The organism is Rhizobium sp. N122 (assembly GCF_002211295.1).
Taxonomy (GTDB): Bacteria; Pseudomonadota; Alphaproteobacteria; order Rhizobiales; family Rhizobiaceae; genus Rhizobium.
Map to the genome: position 1 here is coordinate 1 of NZ_LOKU01000019.1, position 23,879 is coordinate 23,879.

The window sequence follows — 23,879 nt, forward strand, 5'->3', positions numbered from 1 at the left end:
GCATCCAGATCGTCGGAGCGAAGCGCAAATTCCCCGAAATCGGCGAGGACTTTCTGACGCTTGATTAACTGCCCATGATCCAGCACTTGCTTCCTCGGGCCTGTCATTTGAATTCCCCCGAACATCCAGGAAGACGATCAGTTCCCAACAATGCGTGACAAGCAGCAGCTAGCCTCATCCGCACGCAAAATATTAGCGTTGAGACGGAATTTAGCGAGTGACGGGCGGACAGCTGCCTCTCCCATAGCAAGCAGCTGAAAGGCATCATCTTTAAAAAAGCAGATGCTTCCGTGATTGCCGAACTGGTGATCTGCGCCACGCTAACGCCATCGGCCACCGTGGGATTGGTTATGACAGGGGAATCCAAAGGAGACCCAGGGTGGGAAAGATACATTTCACAGTTTGATGGTCGTAGCCGAATTTACTTCGGACGAGTTGTTGCCCTGGATCGCGTAGAGGGAACCTCCTGTCTCGACGCGGACACGCTCGCCCCCTGTCCGCCGCTGGGAACCCAGACGCCGCGGCCTTGTTAGGCAAAAGGACCGTACGACAATCAGTCTCCTGTATGCTGCGACCCCTATCGCAGTCGTCGTGCGGTCCGCCTCAGCTGCTGATCTTGGATTCGTGCGAACTTGCGGGAACCGCCGTCGCGGACGGTGGTTAGGCGCTTGGATTGCTGGAAAGCGCATGCGCTGCACTCTTCGCGATCCACCCCTTCGCAGGGGTTCGGGCCGCGCAGAGGCAAGTTTTGGTCCCCTCCCTCTCCAACCGCTTCTGTGCGGCCTGCCTATTCAAATTGTCTTCAGCCAATGCTTCACAATTCGCCGCCGCTCCGCCACGGCGAGAAGAAAGAGACCTCTTTTCGATACCAGTGACGAGTGCGCTTATCGGTAGGGATGGACTTAGCTGGGGCTCCGATGGCAATGCGGCAGCGTCCGGTATAGGATCGAAAAAGCCATTCGCTCGTGACCTGGAGAATGAGGCGCGAAACACGATCATGAACCGCTTTTCCCATCCCAGTCGCGCTCGTGAGCGCTTCCTTGAAGCACTCCTCCAGAGCGCCATTGAATATGCGATTATTGCTGTGGATCTCGATGGTCTCGTGACCACATGGAATGAAGGTGCACGCCGGATCCTCGGGTGGGACGAGACTGAAATTATCGGCCGGCCCGTGGCCGCGATTTTCACGGAGGAAGATCGGGAGGCGGGGGTTCCTCAACAGGAAATGACCGCCGCACTGGCGCAAGGACACGGAGATGATGAGCGCTGGCACGTTCGAAAGGACAGCTCGTTATTCTGGGCGTCTGGCCAGATGATGGCATTGAGGTCGGATGATGGAGAACTCGAAGGCTTCCTGAAGATCCTCAGAGATTGCACCGAGCAGCGGGAAAACGAGGAGCGTCAGCGAGTCCTGATGCACGAACTCTCTCATCGCATCAAGAATACTTTGGCCGTCGTCCAGGCGATCACCAATCAATCCTTCCGAAGCGCGAGCAGCATCGAGGAGGCGGAGCAAGCGATCTCGGCACGCATCAATGCCTATGCAAACGCGCATGATATTTTGCTGCAGAAAAACTGGCGGTCGGCGGCCATGGAGACGATCGTCGAGGCGACGGCGATCAATCTTGCAGTTGAGCCAAACCGCGTCAGAGCGAGCGGCCCTTCCGTTAATCTCACCCCGCAGGCGGCCCTTGCCTTCTCCCTCGTGCTGCACGAGCTCGTGACGAATGCGACGAAATACGGGGCTCTATCGGTGGATACGGGGTTTGTCGAGATCGAGTGGTCGGTGCGCCGAAACGCAGGCGACGATCGCTTTACCCTGCTTTGGGAAGAGCGCGGCGGGCCTGTCGTGGAGACACCAATAAAGAAGGGCTTTGGCTCCCGGCTTGTGAAATCGAGCCTCGCCGCGTTCGGAGATGTCTTTCTCGATTACGCTGCAACGGGCTTTACCATCAGGCTCGATGCGTCGCTTGAGAAGCTGCAGGCTCAAAGCTATTCCGGCTCCAATCATGGCGAGGGGTGAGCGGGTGGTTCCAATCGCGGCGATATCGTCTGCCGATGCTTTGTAACTCTTTCGCATGTGGCAGGCGCGGCGCGGCGCCCGATATTCACCTGGCGGCGGCCGGCGCGCAAGATCTCAAATCCGCGGACGGTCAGCCGCGTCCTCTCCATAAGTCAGCGCGGAATCTCTGTTGAGTGGACATTGACGGCGGCGTCTCTGGACGCAAGCCCTGCTTCGTCAGGGACAGGAATGTGTGCTGATACCTGAAGCAGGCGCATTCCTCCCAGGGTCGCGACGCCACGGGTTTTCTGGAGCCTGACAGTCCGTCAGCGGGAACAAAGCTAGAAGATCGCGGTTGGGCGCCCACGAGGATCAACGCCATGGAGCCGTCGATGACAGACGAATTTTCCGTTCCGGCAGGAGAACGCAGTCCGTCTGCGAACGCCTCACCGGCAACCGGCCTGAAAAACAAACTCACCGAAGATGTCAACTCGACGAAGGAGATGATCAAGGAGGGATCCGGCGCCGTCATCGAAAAGGTCGACGAGGTGGTTTCCGAGCAGGCGCACTTTGCCGCCCATCAGGTGAGCGGCATAGCAAAGGCTCTCGAGAAGGTCGGGGCGGAACTGGAAGCCTCTGATCAGCGGCAGGTCGGCCGCTACGCTCGCGAAATCGGCCAAAGCATCGCAAATGTTGCCAAAAGGATAGAGGGCAAGGATCTCGGCGAGATCGCCAATCTGGCCGAGAGTTTTGGGCGCAGGCAGCCAATGGCTTTTCTCGGAATCGCAGCGCTTGCCGGTTTGACCGCAAGTCGCTTTTTGGTCGCATCTTCGAAACGGAGTGATCAAGCCCGACCAACCGGGCCATCGGAAGCGGCGAGGTCGGTTTCTGAAAGGGAGGGCATGTCAAATGGCTAAGCCCGCGGAAAACACGCCTCTGTCCGAATTGATCGGCGGACTCTTGCGTGACGTCACTGGTCTTCTGCGCAAGGAAATCGATCTGGCCAAAACCGAAGCCTCGGAAAAGCTATCGAATGCTTTGAGCGGTATCGAAATTCTCCTTATCGGACTGGTCATGGCAATTGGGGCGGTCGGTGTTCTCTTAAGCGCCATTGTCAGCGGTGTGGCGGCGGTGCTCGTCGCCCAAGGCTTTGCCGAACCGACGGCCAATGCGCTCGCGTCCATCATCGTCGGCGCGGTGATCGGCATCATTGCCTGGATCATGATCGCACGCGGTCTCGCCGTCTTCCGACGCAACAACCTGACGCTCGAACGAACCACGACTTCGCTTGGCCGTGACGTGCAAACCGTGAAGGATAAACTCTGATGGAAACGTCAACAGATAAAACATCGGCCGAACTCCAGCGAGAAATTGAGCAAGATCGGCAGCGGCTTGGAAATCGAATAGACGCGATCCAGGAGCGAATGTCGCCCGGCCAACTGGTGGACGAGGTTCTTGCCTACGCAAGGAATAGTGAGGGCAGCGCGTTCGTCGGGAACCTTGGACGGGCTCTTAAAGAAAATCCACTTCCTGTGGCACTGATGGGCGTCAGTCTGGCCTGGCTTATGGCCAAAGGCGCCCCTTCGTCGACGACCGCTTCTGCTTCGACGGAGCCCGAATATGCCCTCTATCCCGTGCAAGGGCCGGTGCGCCGCCTTGGACCACCGGCTTCGATCGGCGGTGTGCGATACAGTCATTTCGGCGATGGATCCGGCCAGAAGCTGAAAGCGCTGACGGACGAGACGGGTCGCCGCGCCGGCCATTTTGTGGACGAGACAGGCAAGACCTATCGCGGTTTTGTCGATGCCAGCGGCAAACAGGTCAATCAAATCCTCGATGAGACGGGGGCGATGTTCGACGCAGCATCCGGCTGGGCTGCAGAAAAATGGGAGCAGGCGAAGACGACCGCGCAAGGCCTTGCCGATAGCGCAGCCGGTGCCGCCAGCTCGTTGACCGGCCGAACCGCCTCTGCCGCGACAGATCTCCAAGATCAGACCGCCAAGCTCAACACCATGATCCTCACACAGTTTCGCGATCAGCCATTGGTCGGGGGAGCGCTCGCCTTTGCTGTGGGCGCTGCTATCGGCGCGGCACTACCGAGCACGGAAACGGAAGATGAGTTGGCGGGAGAAGCCTCAGATGCTGCCAAGGAAGCGCTGGGCGCCGAGACCGCCGAGCTTGTCGATCGCGGAAAAGCCGTTGCGTCGGACGTCTATGAACGCGCCGTCGAGGTGGCGTCGGAAGCCCATGACGAGATTAAGGATCGCGTTCGAGCGAAGTAGATGCCCTGAGAGGTGGACGAGCGAGCGGCGAGAACAGACACCGGGCTGACGAGGCCCAAGCCGTGGGGCAAGCAGACCCTCTTTGCCCGAGACAAGAGGCCTTTGCAGCGCCTCGACCAGGTTTGGTATCAAGAGGGCGCAGGAACGTCATCTCTCGAAACTCAAAAATCGTCGCGGGGCGAAGGGCCTGACGCGAAAGTCACTGTCAATCAGCGTACTGCCACGTCCACGTCGCTGACCTGCAGCAGGTGCGGGCAGCAGAGGTCCGTCGTTGCCGACACCGTCCACGGTCAATCGAAACCATCTTGTGCCGGCTCTGCGAGGAGAGGGAACGAAAGCCGGACGGCTCGGTTAAGCCTCGGTGCGGCGTTTCATGCCAGGTGCCACCTGATAAGATCCAGCGAAGGAGCATGTCGTGAATGTCCTGATGTTCCCCAGAGTAAGACACGATCGCAACGCTCCCGATGCGGCTTTCGTGACCACGGACGGCGACAATCGCAAGCTCTACCGGTTTGCCCTGCAATACGAGATGGGCGGAAAGAGCTGGGCGAGCGAAATATGGGCCTATTCGGCTCAAGATGCCGAAGAGCGCGTGGCAGCAATGCGCCTTTCGCTGACGATGTGCGGTCAACTGTATGGCGAGGTAGAAGTATAAAGCACGAGTGGCGGGAAGACACGGTTTGCCTGAAATACGACAATCTGGCACCTCCATCTTGTGACGAAACATTGCGTCGCGCGGCGTCGTTCGCTTTCATTAGTGTGTTGGGCACGCGTCCCTTGCGGTTCACATGCAGCTCATCATCCCATGTTTCCGACCCATGCAGCCATCCGTAAAGGTGACGCCGTCGACAGCCGCCCCGCCGAGCCAAATGCTTCCGGCCGGTCAAAAACGAACTGCTGGCTTTACCTATTCGCCGGTTCCGAAGCCGCCGATGTCCTGCAAAACCGTCATCGTCGGGCGGATCGGACTTTGGTCCGCTATCGTACAGCAACGAAGAGCTCCAACGCAGCTTTCCCTCTCATCAAAGGAGGGACAAATGAAGTCCTCATTCCCGACAAGCTCTGCGTCAAGCTGCAAAACGCCGTCCGCCATCCAGTCGGAGATCGTCCAGCTCACGCCGGCATTGCGTGCATTTGCCCGGCGGTTCCTGCGCGGCGAAGACGATATCGATGACCTTGTGCAGGAAACCCTGCTGAAGGCATTGAACTCGCTCCATCTCTACCAGCCCGGCACGTCTTTGAAATCCTGGCTGTTCACCATCATGCGAAATACGTTTTGCACCAATTACCGCCGCCAGAAGCGCGAGCCAACCGCTATGGACGCCGCGATGGAACAGATTGCGATTGCACCGAGTCAGGAATGGGCACTGCGCGAGCGCGAACTGGAACAAGCCCTGACGCAACTTCCAGACGATAGGCGCCGTGCGCTGCTACTGGTGGCAACCGGAACGAGCTACGAGGATGCCGCAAAACTGTGCGGCTGCCGGCTCGGCACTTTGAAAAGCCGCGTTAATCGGGCCCGCGGGTCATTGCTGTCGATGCTCGGAAACAGCTTCGACTGAACGTCCTCTCCTGTAGCCAATCGAAGGTGAGCGCCGGTTGGCGCGCGGCGTTTCCCAACATCTTCAACGAAGCAAATGCAACGCCGGCACTCATCGTCTCCCAACCGGAAACGGCCCGGCGCACATCGCTCGAACGCCGCGGGGAACCGTTGGTCTGCGGCGGAGTTCGACGTGACGGAATGTCGGTCACAATTCCTGCGCAGAAATTGTCGAGAGGCGAATATGTCAGCGAGATCGAAGAAACACCCCAAGATCGGCAAAGGCAGTCATATAGCGGGCGGATGGGGAGCGGCCAGATCCACCGGCGAGATCCTTCTGCGCGAGCACGTGCCGCGATCCGGACCATCCCTGCTTGCCCATCAAAACAAGGCCGACGGCTATATGTGCGTCAGCTGCGCCTGGGCCAAGCCTGCCAAGCCTCATCCCATGGAGTTTTGCGAGAACGGCGCGAAGGCAACCGCCTGGGAGATCACCAGCCGGCGTGCCGACCGCGCCTTTTTCGCCGCCCATACCTTGCATGAGCTGGAAGGATGGAGCGATCACGATCTTGAGGAGCAGGGCCGCCTGACCCACCCGATGCGCTGGAACAGCGCAACCGACAAATACGAACCCGTCGGCTGGGCCGAGGCCTTCGAAGAAATCGGCCGAGAGCTGCGGTCCGTCGCTCCGCAGCAGGTCGATTTTTACACCTCCGGACGGGCCTCGCTCGAAACTGCCTACATGTACCAGCTGTTTGCCCGCATCTTCGGCAGCAACAACCTGCCCGACTCCTCCAACATGTGTCACGAAAGCTCCTCGGTCGCGCTTCCCGAAAGTATCGGCTCCTCCGTCGGCACGGCAATCCTTTCCGATTTCGAAAACTGCGACTGCATTTTCTATATGGCCCAGAACGTCAACACCTCCTCGCCGAGGATGCTCCACGACCTGCAGGATGCCGTCGACCGAGGCGTGAAGATCGTCACGTTCAATCCGCTGCGCGAACCCGGCCTCGAACATTTCATCAACCCGCAAATGCCGGGGCAGATGCTGACCGGCCGCTCGACCCCGATCTCCTCGGAATACTACCAGGTGAGGAACGGCGGCGACATTGCAGCGCTCTTCGGCGTCTCCAAGGCGCTGATCGAAGCCGACGACGCGCTGAAGGCATCGGGAACGAGCAAGGTCGCAGGCGCCGACGCCGTGCCAAAAGATCCGTCGAATGCTGCAGCGGTCGCCTTTGCCGCATCCATGGCGGCAGCCGACCGGAGACATGTGCTCGACCATGATTTCATCCAGATCCACACGTCGGGCTTCGAAGAATTTGCCAATGCAGCACGCGGACATGACTGGGCCGAGCTAGAGCGGGTGTCTGGTCTGACCCGCGAACAGATGACCCAGGCGGCAAACACTTATGCCAAGGCCGAAGCCGTGCTGATGATTTACGGCATGGGGCTCACCCAGCATGTAATGGGTGTTCAAAACGTTCATATGGTTGTCAATCTGGCTCTTTTGCGCGGCAATATCGGCAAACCCGGCGCCAATATCTGTGCTGTGCGCGGGCATTCGAACGTCCAGGGGCAGCGCACGGTCGGAATAACCGAAAAGCCGGGTCTGGCGCCGCTCGGCAAGCTTTCGGAACTCTACCAGTTCGACCCGCCGACCTGGGAGGGCCGCTCGACCGTCGATACCTGCAGGGCGATCATGCAGGGCGAAGCGAAGGCCTTCGTCAGCCTGGGCGGTAATTTTCTGCGCGCCGTTCCCGAAACGGAAGCTATGGAAGACGGCTGGCGAAAGCTGCGCCTGAGCGTCCAGATCGCCACCAAGCTCAACCGCAGTCATGTCATTCATGGCGAGATCGCCTATCTCCTGCCCTGTCTCGGCCGGCTGGAGATCGATGAACAAGCAAGCGGTCCGCAAGCCGTCTCCATCGAAAGCTCGGTGGCGCATTTCCACGGATCGCGCGGAAGGGCTAAGCCCGCCAGCAAGGAACTCCTTTCGGAGCCTGCGATCATCGCCGGCATCGCCAAGGCGACGCTTTCGAAGGGCCAGGTCCCCTGGGACGAATGGGTGGGCAATTATTCGAAGATCCGCGACGCGATCGAGGCGACCTATCCCGAAACCTTCAGAGACTTCAACAAACGCATGTTCCAGCCGGGCGGCTTTCCGCGGCCGGTCCCGGCGCGGCAGCGCAAATTCGCAACGGCAAACAAGAAAGCCAATTTCATAACGCCGTCACGGCTCTTTCCGGAGCTCGACATCAATCCGGCGGCCGGCAGCGTTCTCAATCTCGCGACGTTGCGCTCGAACGACCAGTTCAACACGACGATCTACGGCTATGGCGACCGCTACCGCGGTGTCGATGGCACCAGGAAGGTCGTCTTCATGAACGAAGACGATATCCAGCGGCTGGGTTTTAAGGACGGTGACGTCGTCGACCTGACCACGGCTATCGATTACGCCACGGTGCGCCGTGTCACCGGCTTCAGGGTCGCCCGACACGATATGCCAGCGGGATGCTGCGCGGCCTATTACCCGGAGGCCAATCCGCTTTTTCCGCTGGCCCACCACGATGCGAAAGCCAAGACCCCATCCTACAAGCTGTTGCCGGTGAGCCTCAGCCTCTCCGACGCCCCTTCGCCATCCTGATCCAAGAGCTGCGGCGATGAGCGAGAGCAGACGTCTCCATTGGATTGCGGCAGGAACTCTCCTCTGCATGCTGCTTATCGGCGCGGCGATCGGTTGGGCGAGACACCCCCGCCAGTACCGGGCCGATCCGCCGGTCACCACCGCTCTCGATCAGTTCAAGCTGATGCCCGACCGCATCGGCGGCACGCCGCCCGATGTCTATTTCGCGCTCGGCAAACCCTATGAGGCGACGGCCTTTGATTTGAGCCAGGGCAAGCGTCTTTATTCCTGGTTCGGCTGCTCTAGTTGCCATGGAGATGGACGCGGTGGAACCGGGCCCTCGTTTCTCGACGGGTGGTGGTTCTACGGTTCCGAAATGGTGTCGGTCGTGGCCTCCATTCGCGACGGCCGGCCCCAGGGCATGCCATCTTACGGGAATAAAATGACGAGCGACCAGATCTGGCAGCTTGCCGGCTATGTCAGGACGATCGGTGCCTATTCCGCATCCTATACCGCCCCGAGCCGGAACGACGACAAACATACGAGACCATCCGAAAACCGCGCTCCGGCCGCGGGTCTTTTCGAGGAAGGACCGGCTGGAGTCCGCTCTGATCGAGGTGTCCAGCCTTGAAAATTGCTCCGGCATGCGTGCTCTTTCTCTCCGGCTGTGCGGGCACCCAATCGGCGCTGGATGCCGATGGGCCGTCCGCCTTGGCGCTCGAGAACCTCATAATTCTGTTCGTCGCCGTCTGCGGCATCGTCTTCGTGCTGGTCATGGGCGTCATGGCCTGGGCTTTGGTCCGAAGCCCTGGCGCCCCAGACAGGCCGCGTCCGCAGACCGAGCGTTCCATGGGCAGGGTCGTCGCCGGCGCAGTGGTTGCAACTTTCGTCGTCATCACCTTCCTGACCGCTGCCAGCTTCTACGCAACGCCCGGTCTCGATCGTGGGAAAGCAGATCCCCCGACGATCCTCGTCCGGGGCCAGCAATGGTGGTGGCAGTTCACTTACCTCGATCCCGATCCGGCAAGGACATTTCAGACCGCCAACGAGCTGCATATACCGGTAGGGACAGACGTTCGCCTGCGCCTGGAGGCAAGCGACGTCATCCATTCCTTTTGGGTGCCGAACCTCACGGGAAAGCAGGATCTGGTTCCCGGACGCGAAAATGCCCTGACGCTCCATGCAAGCAAAGCCGGGGTCTACCGCGGTCAGTGCGCAGAATTCTGCGGCCTTCAGCACAGCCATATGGCGTTGCTTGTTATTGCGGAGGAGCCCGATGACCACGCCCGGTGGCTGGAAGCGCAAAGGGGCGCGGCGGCCGCTCCGGCAGATAGCGAAGCCGCGGCGGGAAAGCTCGTCTTCATGAGCAAGCCCTGCGCCGCCTGCCACACGATCCGCGGCACCGAGGCTTCGGGCACCACGGGCCCCGACCTCACTCATGTCGGCAGCCGGAGCATGATCGCCGCCGGACTGCTGGACAATACGCGGGGATCAGTTGCCGCGTGGATTGCCGATCCGCAAACGCTGAAGCCGGGAAACAACATGCCGCTGGTCCCGGTTTCCAGCGAAGAGCTGCGCCAATTGAGCGCCTATATGAAGGCCCTGCGATGAGGTGGTTCGGCAAAATTCCCTCCCCTACCGATCTGGCAGCCGGCGACGAAAAGGCCGAAGCCGCCCTCCGGCGCACCTGGTCGACGCCGACAGGCGTGCTGGGCGCTCTCTCCACCGTCGACCACAAGATCATCGGGCGGCGCTATATCGCCACCGCCTTCGTCTTTTTGATGCTCGGCGGCGTTCTGGCGCTGGCAATGCGCCTGCAGCTCGCCTTCCCCGAGGCCCGCTTCATCAGCGCAGACCGTTACAACCAGATCTTCACCGTGCACGGAAGCAACATGATGTTCCTGTTTGCCGTGCCGGTGATGGAGGCGATGGCCGTCTATCTGGTTCCTCTGATGGTCGGCACCCGCAACATCGCCTTTCCCAGGCTGAATGCCTTCTCCTACTGGATCTTTCTCGCCGGCGGGCTGCTTTTATGGATTTCGCTCGCCCTCGACACCGCCCCCGATGTCGGATGGTTTGCTTACGTGCCCCTGGCGGGACCGCAATATGGCCCTGGCAAGCGGGCAGACATCTGGGCCCAGATGATCACCTTTACGGAGGTCTCAGCCCTTGCCGTTGCCGTCGAAATCGTCGTGACCGTCTTCAAACTGCGCGCACCTGGCATGTCGCTCGACCGGATCCCGATCTTCGTCTGGTCGATGCTGGTCACCGCATTTCTGGTCATCATGGCCATGCCGGCGATCATGCTCGCCAGTTCGTCGCTCATTCTCGACCGGCTGGTCGGCACGCAATTCTTCAATCCGGCCGAAGGCGGCGACGCTCTCCTCTGGCAGCATCTGTTCTGGTTTTTCGGCCACCCGGAGGTCTATATCATCTTCCTGCCCGCCGTCGGCATGGTCTCGGCGATGATCTCCACCTTCACGCAGCGCCCGACCTTCGGCTATTTGCCGCTGGTGCTGGCGATGATCGCGACAGGCGTTCTCGCCTTCGGTCTCTGGGTACACCACATGTTCGTTGCCGGCCTGCCGCGCGTCGGCAGCAGTTTCTTCACCGCATCGAGCATGGCAATCGCCATTCCAGCAGGAACCCAGATTTTCTGCTGGCTGGCAACATTGTGGGACGGCCGCCCCATCTTCAAGACACCAATGCTCTTCATCATCGGCTTTCTCATCACCTTCGTCATCGGCGGGTTGACCGGGGTGATGGTGGCGTCGGTGCCCTTCGATACGCAGGTCCACGACACGTATTTCGTCGTGGCGCATTTTCACTATGTGCTGATCGGCGGTTCCGTCTTCCCGCTCATCGGTGCGATATACTATTGGTTCCCGAAGATGACCGGCCGGATGATGAGCGAGACGCTCGGCCGCTGGGCCTTCGGGCTGATCTTCACCGGCTTCCACCTCACTTTCTTCCCGATGCATGTTCTCGGCCTGCAAGGCATGCCGCGGCGCGTCTACACCTATCCGCCGGAATTGCCCTGGGCGGGCTTTAACCTCTTCGTCAGCCTCAGTGCCGTCATCCTCGCCGCCGGCTTTCTGATCTTCTTCATCGACGTCCTGCGCAGTGTCCGCCATGGCCCGGAGGCCGGCTCCAATCCCTGGAACGCCTCGACATTGGAATGGGCGATGCCTTCACCCCCGCCCCCTTATAATTTCCGGCATATTCCAGTGGTCGAATCCCGCGAGCCGCTCTGGACGTCGGGCGAGACGCTGCCGGTCGCAACCGGCCTGCGGCTCGACCGGCGCGAACTGATCGTCAGCAGCGTCGCAGCGGCGGATCCGGAAGCCCGGGAGGCCTCGCCCGCCGACTCTATCTGGCCGTTTCTGGCAGCCATTGCCACGAGCATCATGCTGATTGCCTCGATCTTCAGCCCATGGGCAGTCATCTGGGGTGCTATCCCCGTGGCGATTACGCTGACCGGATGGTTCTGGCCCAAGCAAACGCCGGAGGACGAGTCATGAAAGAACGCATGGCGCTCGATCTGTCGGATCTTCCCCTCCATGGCATGGGCAGTGCGAGCCTGACCTTCTGGGGCACCAGCGCCTTCATGCTGATCGAAGGCACGGGATTTGCGCTTTCGATCGCCATCTATTTCTATCTGATGAGCCTGGCGCCACAGTGGCCGATCGAAGCCCCTCCTCCGGACCTTACCGCCGGAACGATCCTGACCGTGCTGCTTGTCGCCAGTGTTGTGCCGAACATTCTGGTGTCGCGGTGGGCGAAGCAGAAAGACCTTCGCAAGGTGCGGGCAGGACTGATCGTCATGGCTATTCTCGGCCTTCTTCCCCTTATCCCTCGCGCCTTCGAATTTCCTGCCCTTCATGTCAGCTGGGACGACGATGCCTATGGATCGATCGTCTGGACCATGCTTGGCCTGCACACGACCCACATCGTCACCGACCTCGTCGATACCGTCGTCCTCGCCTGCCTGATGTTCTCAAAACACGCTGACAATCCACGGCGCTACGGCGACGTCGAGGACAACGCGCTCTATTGGAACTTTGTCGTCCTGACCTGGCTTCCCATCTACGGATGCATCTATTGGGTGCCGCGGCTATGAGAACAGCAAGCGCATTCACGTTTCTTGCTGCCATTGCGGCAAGCCAGCCGGCACTCGGGCATGAAGGCCATTCCCACGCGAGTTCACTTGCATGGACGGCCGATCCCTGGATACTTGCGCCACTTACTCTTGGCGCTGTCCTTTTTGCCTGCGGCAGCCTTCGCTTCCGACCCCGATCGCCCGCTGGCCGCCGTGCCTTCGCGCATCGGGCTGTTACCTTCTGGAGCGGCTGGCTCGTGCTTGCCGGTGCACTTGTCTCGCCGCTGCATTGGCTGGGCGAACAGCTGTTTACCGCCCACATGATCGAGCACGAACTGGTCATGGCCGTTTCCGCGCCGCTCATCGTTCTAGCGCGCCCGGCAGCGATGCTGCTCTGGGGACTTCCAAGGATGGTCAGGCGCAGGGCAGCTCAGGTTCTTGCCACAAACGCACTACGGCGGACATGGACCTTTCTCAGCAGCGGCACGGTGGCGACCGTCGTCCATGGGCTGGCGATCTGGGCATGGCACGCGCCTGTCCTCTTTGACGCCGCCGTCGGGAGCGTCCCTCTTCACCGGCTGCAGCATCTTTGCTTTTTCACAACCGCCATCCTGTTCTGGTGGTCCGTCATCTGGAAGACCCACAGGGGGCTCGCCGCCTGGCATCTCTTCCTGACCATGCTGCACATGAGCATCCTTGGCGCCCTCATCGCGCTTTCGCCACAGGTGCTCTATGGCCTGCAGACACAAGGGGCGGCGCAATGGGGGCTTTCGCCGTTTGAAGACCAGCAAATGGCAGGCCTGGTGATGTGGGTTCCGGCAGGGGTCATCTATGCTGGTGTGGCACTGGCGTTAATCGCCCTTTGGATCAAGGGCTCTGGAAAGCGAGGCGCAGGTGGAACGCACATCATCGCCCAGTAATTCCCTTCGTTCGTTCATCATCGTAGGCGCATGTGTCTTGAGCCTGACTGCGGCATTGGCTTTGACCAACGACTATCGTGAGCGATCCGAAAGACGAGCCAGCGCTGTCGCCATGACGAAGGGCGATCCGGCCCGCGCGCCGATGATCTTTCGCCGATACGGATGCACCGGATGTCATACGATCCCTGGCATCGAGGGTGCCGACGGCAAGGTCGGCGGCGATCTTAATGGGCTGCGCGAGCGGGTTTATATCGCCGGTGTGCTCAACAATTCGGCCGACAATCTCGTTGACTGGATCGTCGCCCCGCAGACCCATTCTCCGAAGACCGCCATGCCACCCACCGGAATATCCGAACAGGAGGCGCGCGACCTGGCCGCCTATCTCTACGCGCGCTAGCGCACACCAACGTTGCCATTCTGCGTTTGGCAGCCGGCAGCTTTTCCGTCAGCGCCCCGACATTGGGATCAGCGGATTATCGTTTCTTAAGGGCGAGATTGGGCGCATGATGTCGGAGGAAGAAGGAGCTCAAGCATGGAAAGGGCAATGGTAGAAAAACATTTGCAGCAGGCACGAGAGCATGTTGCCCTGGGCGGACAACACATTGCCAGGCAGCGGGAGATCGTGGCTGAAATGACCGATCGCGGCGTCGATGCGACGGAAGCGATACGGCTTCTGGTGAATTTCGAAGAGTCACAGGTCATGCATCTTGCTCACCTGGACAGGCTCAAAGCCGAACTGCTTGCGTTGCGAGGAGAGCGGGAGACGAGCATCAGCCGGACGACTCCGGCCTCATAGATGCAATGATTGATAGCGCGCCGGCTCAACCCGCTCGTGCGGTGACGATAGCGGTTTGCAAGGCTTCCAACAGTCGCCCCATATCAATGGGTTTGGAACAGCAATCGACTGACCGGAACCTCGCCGGCAAGATAGACGCGTCATAGCCTGTCGTAAAGACGAACGGAACCTTGCGCTCAAAGAGCGCATCGGCAAGCGGGTATACCGGCTTACCCTGCAGGTTGACGTCCAGCACGGCTGCGTCAAGCGCATCCGGCCTCGCCAGCAGCTCCACCGCACGCTCCAGTGTTTGTGCCGGGCCGATCACCACGGCCCCGGCATCAGCCAGTTCCAGGGACAGATCCTCCGCGAGCATGAACTCGTCCTCGACGACCAGCACATGGCAACCGCGCAGTACCCCATCAGCCATAAGCGTCATCCTCGCTCAAATTGCTGAGAGACACCGGGATTGCGATCATGCAATGGATCCCGTCATCGCCAATTGTGTAGGACGTCTTTGCATCGAGCTGATAGGGTAGCGCGCGTTCGATCAGTTCGCGTCCCTGGCCGCCCCCTTGCGGCCCGGAATTGGCCGGCGGCATCTTCACCCGGCTCTCCCGCCAGTCGACATGCAGCCAAGGCTTGCCGTTTCCGTCTGGCTGTTCGACCCGCCAATTGATCGCCAAATGCGCCTGGGGCTGGCTGAGCGCTCCGTACTTGGCGGCATTGGTGCCAAGCTCGTGCATCGCCAATGCCATCGTCTGAACGGTGGTCGAGCGAAGCCTGACGCCTTCGGGACCCTGCAACGTAATGCGGTTCGTCTCCCCTTCCGGCACGCCGTGAGCGGCCAGTTCCGAGCGGATGAGCTGGTCGAAGGTGATACGGTCGCCCTCCTGCAGACGTGACAAGAAGCCCTGCACCCGCGCCAGCACATCAAGGCGGTCGCGAAATCTCTCGTGGAAATCCGCCAGATCGGTGCTCGAACGCATTGTCTTGTCGGCCATTGACCGCACGACAGCCATGAGGTTGCGCGTGCGATGCTGGAGCTCGCCGACCAGGACTTTGGTTCGGTCGGCCGAGGCTTTCTCATCGGTGATGTCGCGGCCGATGCCGCCGATCTGCTTGACATTGCCGTCCTCTCCGAAAAGCGGGAAGTCGGCACTGCGCAACCAGCGAATCTCGTGGTCCGAGGCGCGCCTGATGCGGTATTCGAACTCCACACGTTCACCATCCCGCACCCTGCGGATCTCGGAAAGTGCCTGTTCGCGGTCTTCGGGAATGATGAGTTCGGACCAGCTGCGAAAATTGTTGCCGGTCATGGCCTGCTCGCGGTCGACACCATAGATGGCCTCGAAAGCCGGGGTCAGATAGACCCATTGCAGCGTCTCTGCGTCACGGATCCACAACACGTCGGAAGAGGCTTCGCCAAACAGCCGGAACTGCTCCTCCCCCTGCCGCAAAGCTGCCTGGGCCTGTTTTCGTGCCGAGATGTCGATGCAGAACTCGGCGATCGTGCCGTCGCCGAGATCGCGTCCGGCAAACAACATCCAGCGACGCGTTCCGTCAGCCAGGAAGTATTCCTTCTCATATGGCCCGATCTTGCCGGTCTCTTTGACGGCTTCCATCTGCGCTTCGGTCTCGGCTAGATGCTCATCCGGCGTTAGCCGGCGCCAGTGCAACTCAGAGCGCTCCATTTGTGAGCGGCTGTAGCCGGACATTTTCAAGAACACGTCGTTGGCATCGAAGATGACGCCGTCCTGATTGAGAAAAAATACTCCGACCGCATCCGTCTCCAAGACGCGCTGCAGGCGTTCCTCGCTGCGTCGAAGCGCGACTTCCGCCTCATAGGTCGCAGTCAGGTCTGTGAAGGTGACGACAGCACCGCTGATATAATTGTCGACGCTGCGATAGGGCAGCGCGCGGGCGGCGTAGTGCCGGTCATTGGCAGGGTCGCTGACCTTCCGGTCGACCGGCACCAGCGTTCTGAGGACGAGACGAACATCGTCCAGCAACTCCGGATAAGTGACGCGCGATACGACATGGTCGAGCGGGCGGCCGACGTCGGTGTCGAGCAGATGGAAGATTTCCGTCGCTGCCGGCGTAAAACTCCTGACGCGCAGGTCATTGTCGAGGAAAACGGTGGCAATCTGCGTCGCCTCGAGGAGGTTCTTCAAGTCCGAATTGGTGCGATCGAGTTCGGTCACACGATGGGCGAGCTCACCATTGACGGTCTGCAGCTCCTCGTTGACAGACTGAAGCTCTTCCTTCGAGGTTTCCATCTCCTCGTTGGCCGACTGCAGCTCTTCGTTGATCGACTGATATTCTTCGTTGGAGGATTTGAGTTCCTCGTTGGTGGATTCCAATTCTTCGATCGTCGCCTGAAGCCGATCACGCGTCACACGCAGATCGGTCTCCAGCCGCTGGACATGCTCTTCGCTTGTCAGCCGTCCCCCGTCAGGCGCCGTTCCCTCGGCCACCTGCCCCGCGTCTTGAAACAGCACGATCAGCGAGGTGACGTCGCCGCTGCCGAGCGGTTCGACGATAATATTAACGGCGTAGGTGCGATCATCCTGACGCAGCAGCACTCTGGGAACCTCAACCTTGACGGCTTCGGTGGCGGCACGCTGCAAGGCAGACCGCATGTCGAGCCTGAGATCGCGGTGTGCAAGGCTCAAGAGATTGAGCGTCGCCGTTCCCGATGCCGGCTCGAGGTAGCGCCCGGTGCGTCCGGAGAAATGCAGCACGTCATAGTGGGAATCGACGACCACATAGGCGGGCGCGAAGCGCTCGGCGACGACCTCCGCCTGCCGGCTGATGGTTGCCGACAGCCGGCCGGTCTGCAGCATGGGCGCGGGTGTCGAGAGCGGATGGTCGGGGCTGCGCGGGCGTGGGCTGAGCGGGAAATCCGGAATGATGCGGGTCGCCGTTTCCAACCGTCGAAACAGGCGGTTTTTACGGTCGACGGGCGTAAAAAGCTTGGCGTGGCGGGTGACATTCTCCGACGAGCCCAGAAACAGGAGACCGTTTGGCCTGAGGGCAAAGTGGAAGATCGGAATAACCCTGTTTTGCAGCTCGCCGTCGAGGTAAATCAGCAGATTTCTGCACGACAGGATGTCGATGCGGGAAAACGGCGCGTCCTTGACGATGTTGTGCGGCGAGAAGATGCACATCTCCCGCAGTTCCTTGACGACGCAATAAGTGTCGCCTTCACGCACGAACCAGCGAGCGAGCCGCTCCGGCTGGACCTGGGACGTTATCGCAGCCGAATAACGGCCCGCGCGCGCAATACCCAAAGCCCGGGCATCGAGATCGGTTGCAAATATCTGCACATCAGGCGGGTAGTCCATGGTTGCCATATGCTCGCGCAGCAGCATTGCGATCGAGTAGGCTTCCTCGCCGGTCGCGCAACCGAGCACCCAGACGCGCAGCTGGTCGGTCGGCTCCTTGCCCTCGAACAGTCTCGGAATCTCGCGCTCAAGCGCGTCGAACTCGCCGGGATCTCTAAAAAACTGCGTAACGCCGATCAGCAAGTCCTGAAAGAGGTTCTGAACCTCGTCACGGCTGGCGCGCAACCGCTCGATGTAGTTATCGATGTTGCCGATCTGCAGCACCTGCATGCGTCGCTGGATGCGGCGCGTGAATGTCCCGCGCTTGTATCCATGGAAGTCATGGCTGGTGACATTGCGCAGAACCGTGGCGATCTGCGTAATCTGCGCCTCGATCGCGCCGGACGCCTCCTCGTCCAGTCCCGCCTCTTCTTCCTCGATAACATTGCTGGCATAAAGCGCGATCTGCGTTGCAATGCTCTGCGCCTGCAGACGCAGATCCGCAATCGCCGCTGCCCCCCTGCCTTCCTCGAGAGGTCCATTTTCGCTTTCGCCGATCTCCACGATCGAAAGGCCGCCGAACTTCTTGGTTGCAGCGACGCCAGCCGTACCGTCACTGTCTAGCCCCGCAAGGACCACCGCAACGGCGCGCTCGTGGGCGTGTTCCGCAAGCGAAATCAACATCGTGTCGATCGTGCCACGATGGCCGACGGGTTCGGAGGCCGGCCGGATGCGAATTTGACCGTCTTCCAACGTCATCATATCGTCGGAGCCGCCGACGTAGATATGGTTGGCAAGGATGCGCTCTCCATCCACCGCCACCGACACCGCCAGTCTCTCCTGTCGGCCGAGCATTTCCAGGACGGCCGCGGCACTGAGACCCTCCTGCTGATAAACCGCCACAAGGTAGGATGCGCCCAGATCCACACCGATTTCCGAGAATATCTGTTCGAGCGAGCGGAGCGACTGGGCCGAAACTGCAATGCCGACGATCACGAGCGGCTGTTCGTGCTGATCCCGTTCCAGCGCGCCCGCCGATTGTTCCATGTTATCCTGCTCGTCGTACGCCATCATCGATCCATGCCTGTGTTGCACCGACCTTAAACGTTCGGCACGGCATAAAGATACACCTTTATCAGACGTCTTGGAAACGTGACGCGCGACCGTGTCGCAGCGACGTCAAGGCGGCGTCGCGCAGGGTTGCGGAATAGTGTTTATACTCTATGGCTCTCGCTTCATAGAGTTCGGCAACAGCGGTGCGACCGGTCTCACGCGCGTCACGCGCCATGCGCTCCACGAGGGTCACGCGCTCCTCCATCACCCGCATGGCAATCCTGATCGCCTCGTCAAGCTCATCGATATGCGCAGCCAGCGCGTCAGCGGTATAGGCGTGGCCGATCTGGCAGCGAAATCGCAGAGGGCGGGACCCCCGAACCTCCGAAAGCACCCCGTGACAGTCCGGGCAGGTTATGGCGGTCGGCGATGCGATCTTGCGAAGTTCGGCACTGCCGGTTCGCGACCCTGCAGCGATTTCAACCTCGAGCCGCAACTCGTCGGTCGGCACATCAAGTTCCGGCCCCGCGTCGCTTCCCGCGATCCCGGTCAGAAGCCTGCCGAGTTCAGCGGCCGAGGCGACATGATCGACCTCCACCGCCTCAAGTGCCGCCAGCGGCATCTGATCCGCCTCCGCATCGAGAGGATGCTGCACGACGGTCGTACCGCCATTGGATTTGATTGCATGGAGTCCGGCCGCTCCGTCGTTGAGCTTTCCCGTCAGGATAAGCCCCACGACCCGCGGACCAAATGACAGGGCAGCGGAACGAAACATCGGATCGATCGAAGGCCGAACCATGTTTTCCCGAGGGCCGGCTCCAAACATTATCGTTTCGCCCATCAGCAGCAGGTGGCGATCGGGGGCTGCGAGATAGACATGGCTACGCTCGATCGGCTGGCCATCCACTGCTTGCGTCACGGGAAGCTTGCATCTGGCCGCCAGCATCTCCGGCAAAAACCCGGGAGAGTTTGCAGGAATATGGGTGCTGACGAAGACGCTTGCCGGAAGGTCGGCGGGCAAATCAGCAACCAGCGTCTTGAGGACGGCGCCACTTCCCGCCGATCCGCCGATTGCGATGATATCCTTGGTCGCAGTTGACATGACTTTTGACCTTTCATGATCATGCTCAACAGTCGGCGAGGCCTCATAGTTCCGCGGGCAGCTCAGTCAGCCTCGATTCTTTAGGGACCAAGGTCCGAGCTGGGAAGCTCTACAGCAACCTCAACCGTCGGGAGATCGGCCTTCTGCCTTCAAGGGAAGTTCCGCGGCCAAACGATCAGTTCAGCCGTTCGGAACCGTCGGCTGGACGAAAAAGTGCGACGGCGATCTGCTCGAGCTCGGCTGGCTTTTCGCAGAGCGCAAACCCCTTGTACTTCACCGGAATGTGGGCGGGGTCGTAGCCGGTGGCAAAGACGAAGTTGATATCTCGGGCCTCCAGTTCATCGGCGACGGCAAATACCAGCTCGTCACCGAGATAAACGTCCAGGATCGCCGCATCGATATGTTCCCTGTCGATAAGATCGAGGGCCCGGCTGACGTTCGACGTCGGTCCAATGACAACCGCGCCTAGGTCTTCCAGCTTTCGGCGGGTCTCGTCGGCAAGGAAATATTCGTCTTCAACGATCAGGACGCGTTTTCCCGAAAAGAGTTTCGCTAGATTACTTTTTTCCACCGGGCACCTTTGCAACGAGGCGGGAGTTCTGCATCAAGTCACCGGATGCACTCCAGGCCGCTTCTGGCGTGCTGGCAGGCCGGCAAGCACCACCAGTAGTTCTTTTTCATTGCATGGATTGTTGAGGCAAGGCATCGCCTTGAAATGCTCCGGCAAGGAACCACACTCGTAACCGGTAACAAATACGAATGGTATCCTGTATTCTGCAAGCTTCTCGGCGACCGGGTAAGCCATCACTCCTCGTAGATTGATATCAAGTATAGCCCCGTCAAGATCGAAGGCCCGCTCGCCGACAAGCTCCAAGGCACCTGCAACATTCGAGACGGGTCCGGCGACCTCGGCGCCCTCGTCCTCAAGCGCCGTCATCATGCTCGACGCCGCAAGATACTCGTCTTCGACGACCAGGTAGAAGCGCCCTGCGAGGGAAAGCGAGTTCTGCATGATCTGGCCTCCTTTGGCTGCCGAACTATTGCTGAAGGCAAAAGTTGCGCCGGTCGACCGGATTAAATATCTGCGGGACTCTACGGAGGTGGGAGCTGCTGACCGTGGGGGAGACCATGGACTTCATCTTCGCCTTTAGGATGGGCAGACCGCAAACGTCGCGTCGTGATCGGCCTTATTCATTGCGACGTTCTCCGGGGATCCTCAATGAAAACCCCATCAAGCGCTGGTATTCCCCCTCGGGTATCCCATAGGACCCGTGAGCCTTGAGGATGAGGCCGTCGCGATCGACGATAATCACCTTTCCTCGTACGGACCTGATAAGCTTTTCACCTTCCAGAACATGGAGGGCACCTGTCACGCCGGACCGCCGGACGCCGAGCATGAAAGACATATATTGATGCGTAAGATTGAGGACCTGGCTGTCCACGCGATCACTGAGCATCAGCAGCCAGCGTGCCAGTCTCTGCTCGATGGAATATCGGCCATTGGCCAAGGCGGTATAGCCGATCTGGATTCCGAGTGATCTGGCAAACGACGATGAAAGAGAGCGCAATTGCGGCGCCTTGCGCGTGACACGGAGGAAGCTGTCGACGTCGATGCGTTGAGCAGACCCCTCGATCTGCACGATAAGATTATAAGGCGTGAGCCAATCGCCTTCGAGCAACCCCGTACCAGTTATGCCTTCACGCCCGATCAGGCCGGCCTCTACCTGTGAGCCCTCAAGGGATACGGCGACCAGCGATACTACGCCGCTTTCGATGAAGCGAACCGCTGAAGTCTCGCAAAACTGCTTTTCTAGGATCTCGCCTTGAACAAGCCGAACCGGCTTCAGATGCGGCGTGATCAATTCTATTTCAGGCGGAGAAAGCGCCGACAGGACAAGGTTTTTTTGCTCCCCCGATGACATTTCCTGGTTTCGACAGTCGGAAAGGGCGTCATAAACTTCCCTCATTTCCAACGGCTTTTCGACGAAGATCCGATCGGCGAAACGGGGAGGAACGACATCCCGGCTGTAGCCGGTTGCAAAAAAGAAAGGGATATTGCGCTTGGTCAGCGCATCGGCAACAGGAAACACCATCGTGCCACCGAGATTGATGTCCAGGACTGCAACGTCGATTTGCGCGGAATCGTGGATGTAGTCCAGCGCACGCTGTACGTTTGGCGCCGGCCCAACGATCTTCATTCCGGCGTCTGACAGCTTGGACGCGAGGTCGCTGGCAAGGACGTAATCGTCCTCGACCACGAGCGCGACCCTGGCCGGCTCATCGCAAGCCGAATTCATGCCGCCTACCTCCTGACGCGATGGTTTATTCGAGACGAAACGTCTGGGGTCGCGACCTGTTCCATCTCGCCCCAATCCATCATCGCGAAATTGCGGTCGGTGACGCCCGTGGGAGAGACCACGATTGGGAAGCGCCTTTCCGACAGCAGATCTGTCGCTAAGGATGGGGCGTGGGGCGCGGCGGCAGGGATTTCAGGTATCGGGCAATAGCGACGCGGTCGGCATCAGAAAATTCCGATGTATTTCTAACGACGTCTGCCATCGACCAGCCGACATAGCCGTGATCCGGCGTCTTGCCGCTTTTGAGCATTTCGACGATATCGTTGTCAGACCATGAGCCGATGCCCTCCGGCGTGATGTTCGGGTTGAAACCGACGCCTTCCGAACTCACTCCGCCGGCAAGCCGTGTTTTCGGTTTTATCGCGCCGAAGATGTTGCGCGACGAATGGCATTCGGCGCAATGGCCGAGCACCTCCACGAGATAAGCGCCGCGATCGTGCACGGGATCACCGTTCAGCAGGCCTTCGGATCGGCGCTCGTGGAAGAACAGAAACTTCCAGAAGCCCACGAACCGCCGGATGCGGAACGCCAGGGCTAAGTCATGCGGTTGCGGTCGATCGGCAATCGGCTCGAGCGTATGCAGGAAGGCGTAGAGATCCCGGATGTCGTCAAGCGTCATCGCGGTATAGCTCGGGTAGGGAAAGACCGGATAATAATGCTGCCCTGACGGCGATACGCCGGCTACCAGGGCATTGGCCAGATCCGCGACCGACCACGATCCTATGCCCGCCAGGGGGTCAGGCGATATATTGGGGATCCTGAAGGTCCCGTAGGGCGAGGCCAGCGCCAGATCGCCCCCCAATTTCAAGCGATCCGGCTGGCCGGGAGACGCATGACACGAGGCGCAGCCGCCCGCTGCAAACACCAGCCGGCCGCGCTCGGCGTTTCCTGGTGTCAGCCTCGGATCGTCAGCAGAAAAAGGCTGGTGCGGCTTGGTCAGCAGCCAAGTCGTGGAGACGACGATGAGGATCGCAGCGATGGCAATCAGAAATAGCCGGGCACCTTTCAGCATCTCGAACCCGCAGATTGTTGGTCCGTCGCCTCACGCCGGCGGCGGCTCGACCATGTAGGGCCGCCGGCCTCGGCGGCAAAGATAGACTTCTCGCTCCGGATTGGCCTCTACCGAAAAGCCGGCGCTGCGCAACATCGCCTCGGCGGCCGCCTTGTTGGGAATGAACCAGTTTGTCGGATCACCGGCATAACGCTGCTCGATGAAGAACAATTTTGGAAAGTCAGGCTGGTCGAATACGGCCCATTCCGAGAAGTCATAATTCTCTTCCGGGAGAGCATTGCGCTCGTCTCCGCGCTGCAGGCACTGGAACAGCATCAAATCGTTAACCACATGTTCGTGGAGCAGATCGAGCGCCAGCAACGGATGGCGCAGATGGTAAAGCACTCCCATGAAGAGCACCAGCTCGAAGGTCTCTGCGAGCTTTGCCACCTCGTAAACCGACATTTGCCTGAATTCAACGTCGAGGTCGAAATGAGCGGCAGCAAAACGAGCCTGCTCAAGGTAGCGTGAATCGGTGTCGATGCCGAGCACCCGCCCGGCATTGCGGCGCTTCATCTCGAGCGCATAAAAGCCGGCATTGCAGCCGATATCGAGCACGCTGCGCCCGTCCAAATCTTCCGGCACGACATGTTTAAAGCGCTCCCATTTGAATGCGGGATAGTCGCCGAGGAAATGATCCGGCGCAGTTTCGACTTCTCCGAACCTCATGTTTTGGAACCAGGGGCCAAGTTCTGTCACGCGGCGCTTCAGAGCCAGGTTCATCATCGTTTGCCTCCGTTCTCCAA

21 protein-coding genes and 1 pseudogene are annotated in these 23,879 nt (G+C 60.0%); 13 read left to right on the forward strand and 9 right to left on the reverse strand.

The window, feature by feature from the left end; translation table 11 throughout:
* The first annotated feature begins 997 nt into the window (after positions 1–997).
* Entirely contained in the window at positions 998–2,023 is a 1,026-nt protein-coding gene (locus ATY75_RS15205) for an HWE histidine kinase domain-containing protein (RefSeq protein ID WP_088938205.1), read from the forward strand.
* A 425-nt stretch (positions 2,024–2,448) separates the two neighbouring features.
* Here ATY75_RS15205 and ATY75_RS34610 read toward each other — a convergent pair whose 3' ends face one another.
* On the reverse strand, positions 2,449–2,850 hold the full coding sequence (locus tag ATY75_RS34610) for a hypothetical protein (protein ID WP_190241361.1): 402 nt from the start codon (positions 2,848–2,850) through the stop codon (positions 2,449–2,451).
* Between the two features lie 61 nt (positions 2,851–2,911).
* On the opposite strand from ATY75_RS34610, the gene ATY75_RS15215 reads away from it, so the two are divergent.
* The 12 genes and pseudogenes from ATY75_RS15215 (at position 2,912) to ATY75_RS15270 (ending at position 14,265) form a co-directional block, all read left to right on the forward strand.
* Complete coding sequence (locus ATY75_RS15215; protein WP_088938206.1) at positions 2,912–3,328, forward strand: phage holin family protein; 417 nt, start codon at positions 2,912–2,914, stop codon at positions 3,326–3,328.
* Positions 3,328–4,295, forward strand: a pseudogene (locus ATY75_RS15220) (DUF3618 domain-containing protein); the annotation flags it as partial. The gene ATY75_RS15215 and the pseudogene ATY75_RS15220, both read left to right, overlap by 1 nt.
* Before the next feature lie 404 nt (positions 4,296–4,699).
* Positions 4,700–4,939, forward strand: coding sequence for a hypothetical protein (locus tag ATY75_RS15225; RefSeq protein WP_190241362.1), 240 nt, complete (start codon positions 4,700–4,702; stop codon positions 4,937–4,939).
* Positions 4,940–5,321: 382 nt separating this feature from the next.
* On the forward strand, positions 5,322–5,846 hold the full coding sequence (locus ATY75_RS15230) for a sigma-70 family RNA polymerase sigma factor (protein WP_088938207.1): 525 nt from the start codon (positions 5,322–5,324) through the stop codon (positions 5,844–5,846).
* 222 nt (positions 5,847–6,068) lie between these two features.
* The gene (locus ATY75_RS15235) at positions 6,069–8,471 is read left to right on the forward strand and encodes an FdhF/YdeP family oxidoreductase (protein WP_088938208.1); all 2,403 of its coding nucleotides are present in this window, start codon (positions 6,069–6,071) and stop codon (positions 8,469–8,471) included.
* A 16-nt stretch (positions 8,472–8,487) separates the two neighbouring features.
* A complete protein-coding gene (locus tag ATY75_RS15240) occupies positions 8,488–9,081 on the forward strand; it encodes a c-type cytochrome (protein ID WP_088938209.1) in 594 nt (197 codons plus the stop codon).
* Positions 9,078–10,061, forward strand: coding sequence for a cytochrome c oxidase subunit II (gene coxB, locus ATY75_RS15245; protein WP_088938210.1), 984 nt, complete (start codon positions 9,078–9,080; stop codon positions 10,059–10,061). Before ATY75_RS15240 ends, coxB begins: the two co-directional genes overlap by 4 nt.
* Positions 10,058–11,971 (forward strand): cytochrome c oxidase subunit I, encoded by a 1,914-nt coding sequence (ctaD, locus tag ATY75_RS15250; protein WP_088938211.1) that lies wholly within the window; start codon positions 10,058–10,060, stop codon positions 11,969–11,971. Before coxB ends, ctaD begins: the two co-directional genes overlap by 4 nt.
* Positions 11,968–12,570 (forward strand): cytochrome c oxidase subunit 3, encoded by a 603-nt coding sequence (locus ATY75_RS15255; RefSeq protein ID WP_088938212.1) that lies wholly within the window; start codon positions 11,968–11,970, stop codon positions 12,568–12,570. Before ctaD ends, ATY75_RS15255 begins: the two co-directional genes overlap by 4 nt.
* Entirely contained in the window at positions 12,567–13,469 is a 903-nt protein-coding gene (locus ATY75_RS15260) for a cytochrome c oxidase assembly protein (protein ID WP_088938262.1), read from the forward strand. Before ATY75_RS15255 ends, ATY75_RS15260 begins: the two co-directional genes overlap by 4 nt.
* Positions 13,444–13,866 (forward strand): c-type cytochrome, encoded by a 423-nt coding sequence (locus ATY75_RS15265; RefSeq protein ID WP_088938213.1) that lies wholly within the window; start codon positions 13,444–13,446, stop codon positions 13,864–13,866. Before ATY75_RS15260 ends, ATY75_RS15265 begins: the two co-directional genes overlap by 26 nt.
* 135 nt (positions 13,867–14,001) lie before the next feature.
* On the forward strand, positions 14,002–14,265 hold the full coding sequence (locus ATY75_RS15270) for a hypothetical protein (protein WP_088938214.1): 264 nt from the start codon (positions 14,002–14,004) through the stop codon (positions 14,263–14,265).
* Between the two features lie 25 nt (positions 14,266–14,290).
* Here the strand turns inward: ATY75_RS15270 and ATY75_RS15275 are convergent, their stop codons facing one another.
* The 8 genes from ATY75_RS15275 to ATY75_RS15310 form a co-directional block, all read right to left on the reverse strand.
* Positions 14,291–14,674 carry a response regulator gene (locus tag ATY75_RS15275; RefSeq protein WP_088938215.1) on the reverse strand — a complete coding sequence of 128 codons (384 nt, stop codon included), beginning with the start codon at positions 14,672–14,674 and terminating at the stop codon, positions 14,291–14,293.
* The gene (locus ATY75_RS15280) at positions 14,667–18,644 is read right to left on the reverse strand and encodes a CheR family methyltransferase (protein ID WP_245317581.1); all 3,978 of its coding nucleotides are present in this window, start codon (positions 18,642–18,644) and stop codon (positions 14,667–14,669) included. The genes ATY75_RS15275 and ATY75_RS15280 overlap by 8 nt, the downstream gene beginning before the upstream one ends.
* A gap of 61 nt (positions 18,645–18,705) precedes the next feature.
* Complete coding sequence (locus ATY75_RS15285) at positions 18,706–19,725, reverse strand: chemotaxis protein CheB (protein WP_088938216.1); 1,020 nt, start codon at positions 19,723–19,725, stop codon at positions 18,706–18,708.
* A 175-nt stretch (positions 19,726–19,900) separates the two neighbouring features.
* Entirely contained in the window at positions 19,901–20,296 is a 396-nt protein-coding gene (locus tag ATY75_RS15290) for a response regulator (protein WP_088938217.1), read from the reverse strand.
* Between the two features lie 33 nt (positions 20,297–20,329).
* On the reverse strand, positions 20,330–20,737 hold the full coding sequence (locus ATY75_RS15295; RefSeq protein ID WP_088938218.1) for a response regulator: 408 nt from the start codon (positions 20,735–20,737) through the stop codon (positions 20,330–20,332).
* A 175-nt stretch (positions 20,738–20,912) separates the two neighbouring features.
* Complete coding sequence (locus ATY75_RS15300) at positions 20,913–22,022, reverse strand: helix-turn-helix domain-containing protein (protein ID WP_088938219.1); 1,110 nt, start codon at positions 22,020–22,022, stop codon at positions 20,913–20,915.
* Between the two features lie 157 nt (positions 22,023–22,179).
* Positions 22,180–23,094: a cytochrome c gene (locus ATY75_RS15305; RefSeq protein ID WP_088938220.1), complete on the reverse strand. Its 915-nt coding sequence runs from the start codon at positions 23,092–23,094 to the stop codon at positions 22,180–22,182.
* A gap of 30 nt (positions 23,095–23,124) precedes the next feature.
* Positions 23,125–23,859 (reverse strand): TIGR04290 family methyltransferase, encoded by a 735-nt coding sequence (locus ATY75_RS15310; RefSeq protein ID WP_088938221.1) that lies wholly within the window; start codon positions 23,857–23,859, stop codon positions 23,125–23,127.
* Between the last annotated feature and the right edge of the window lie 20 nt (positions 23,860–23,879).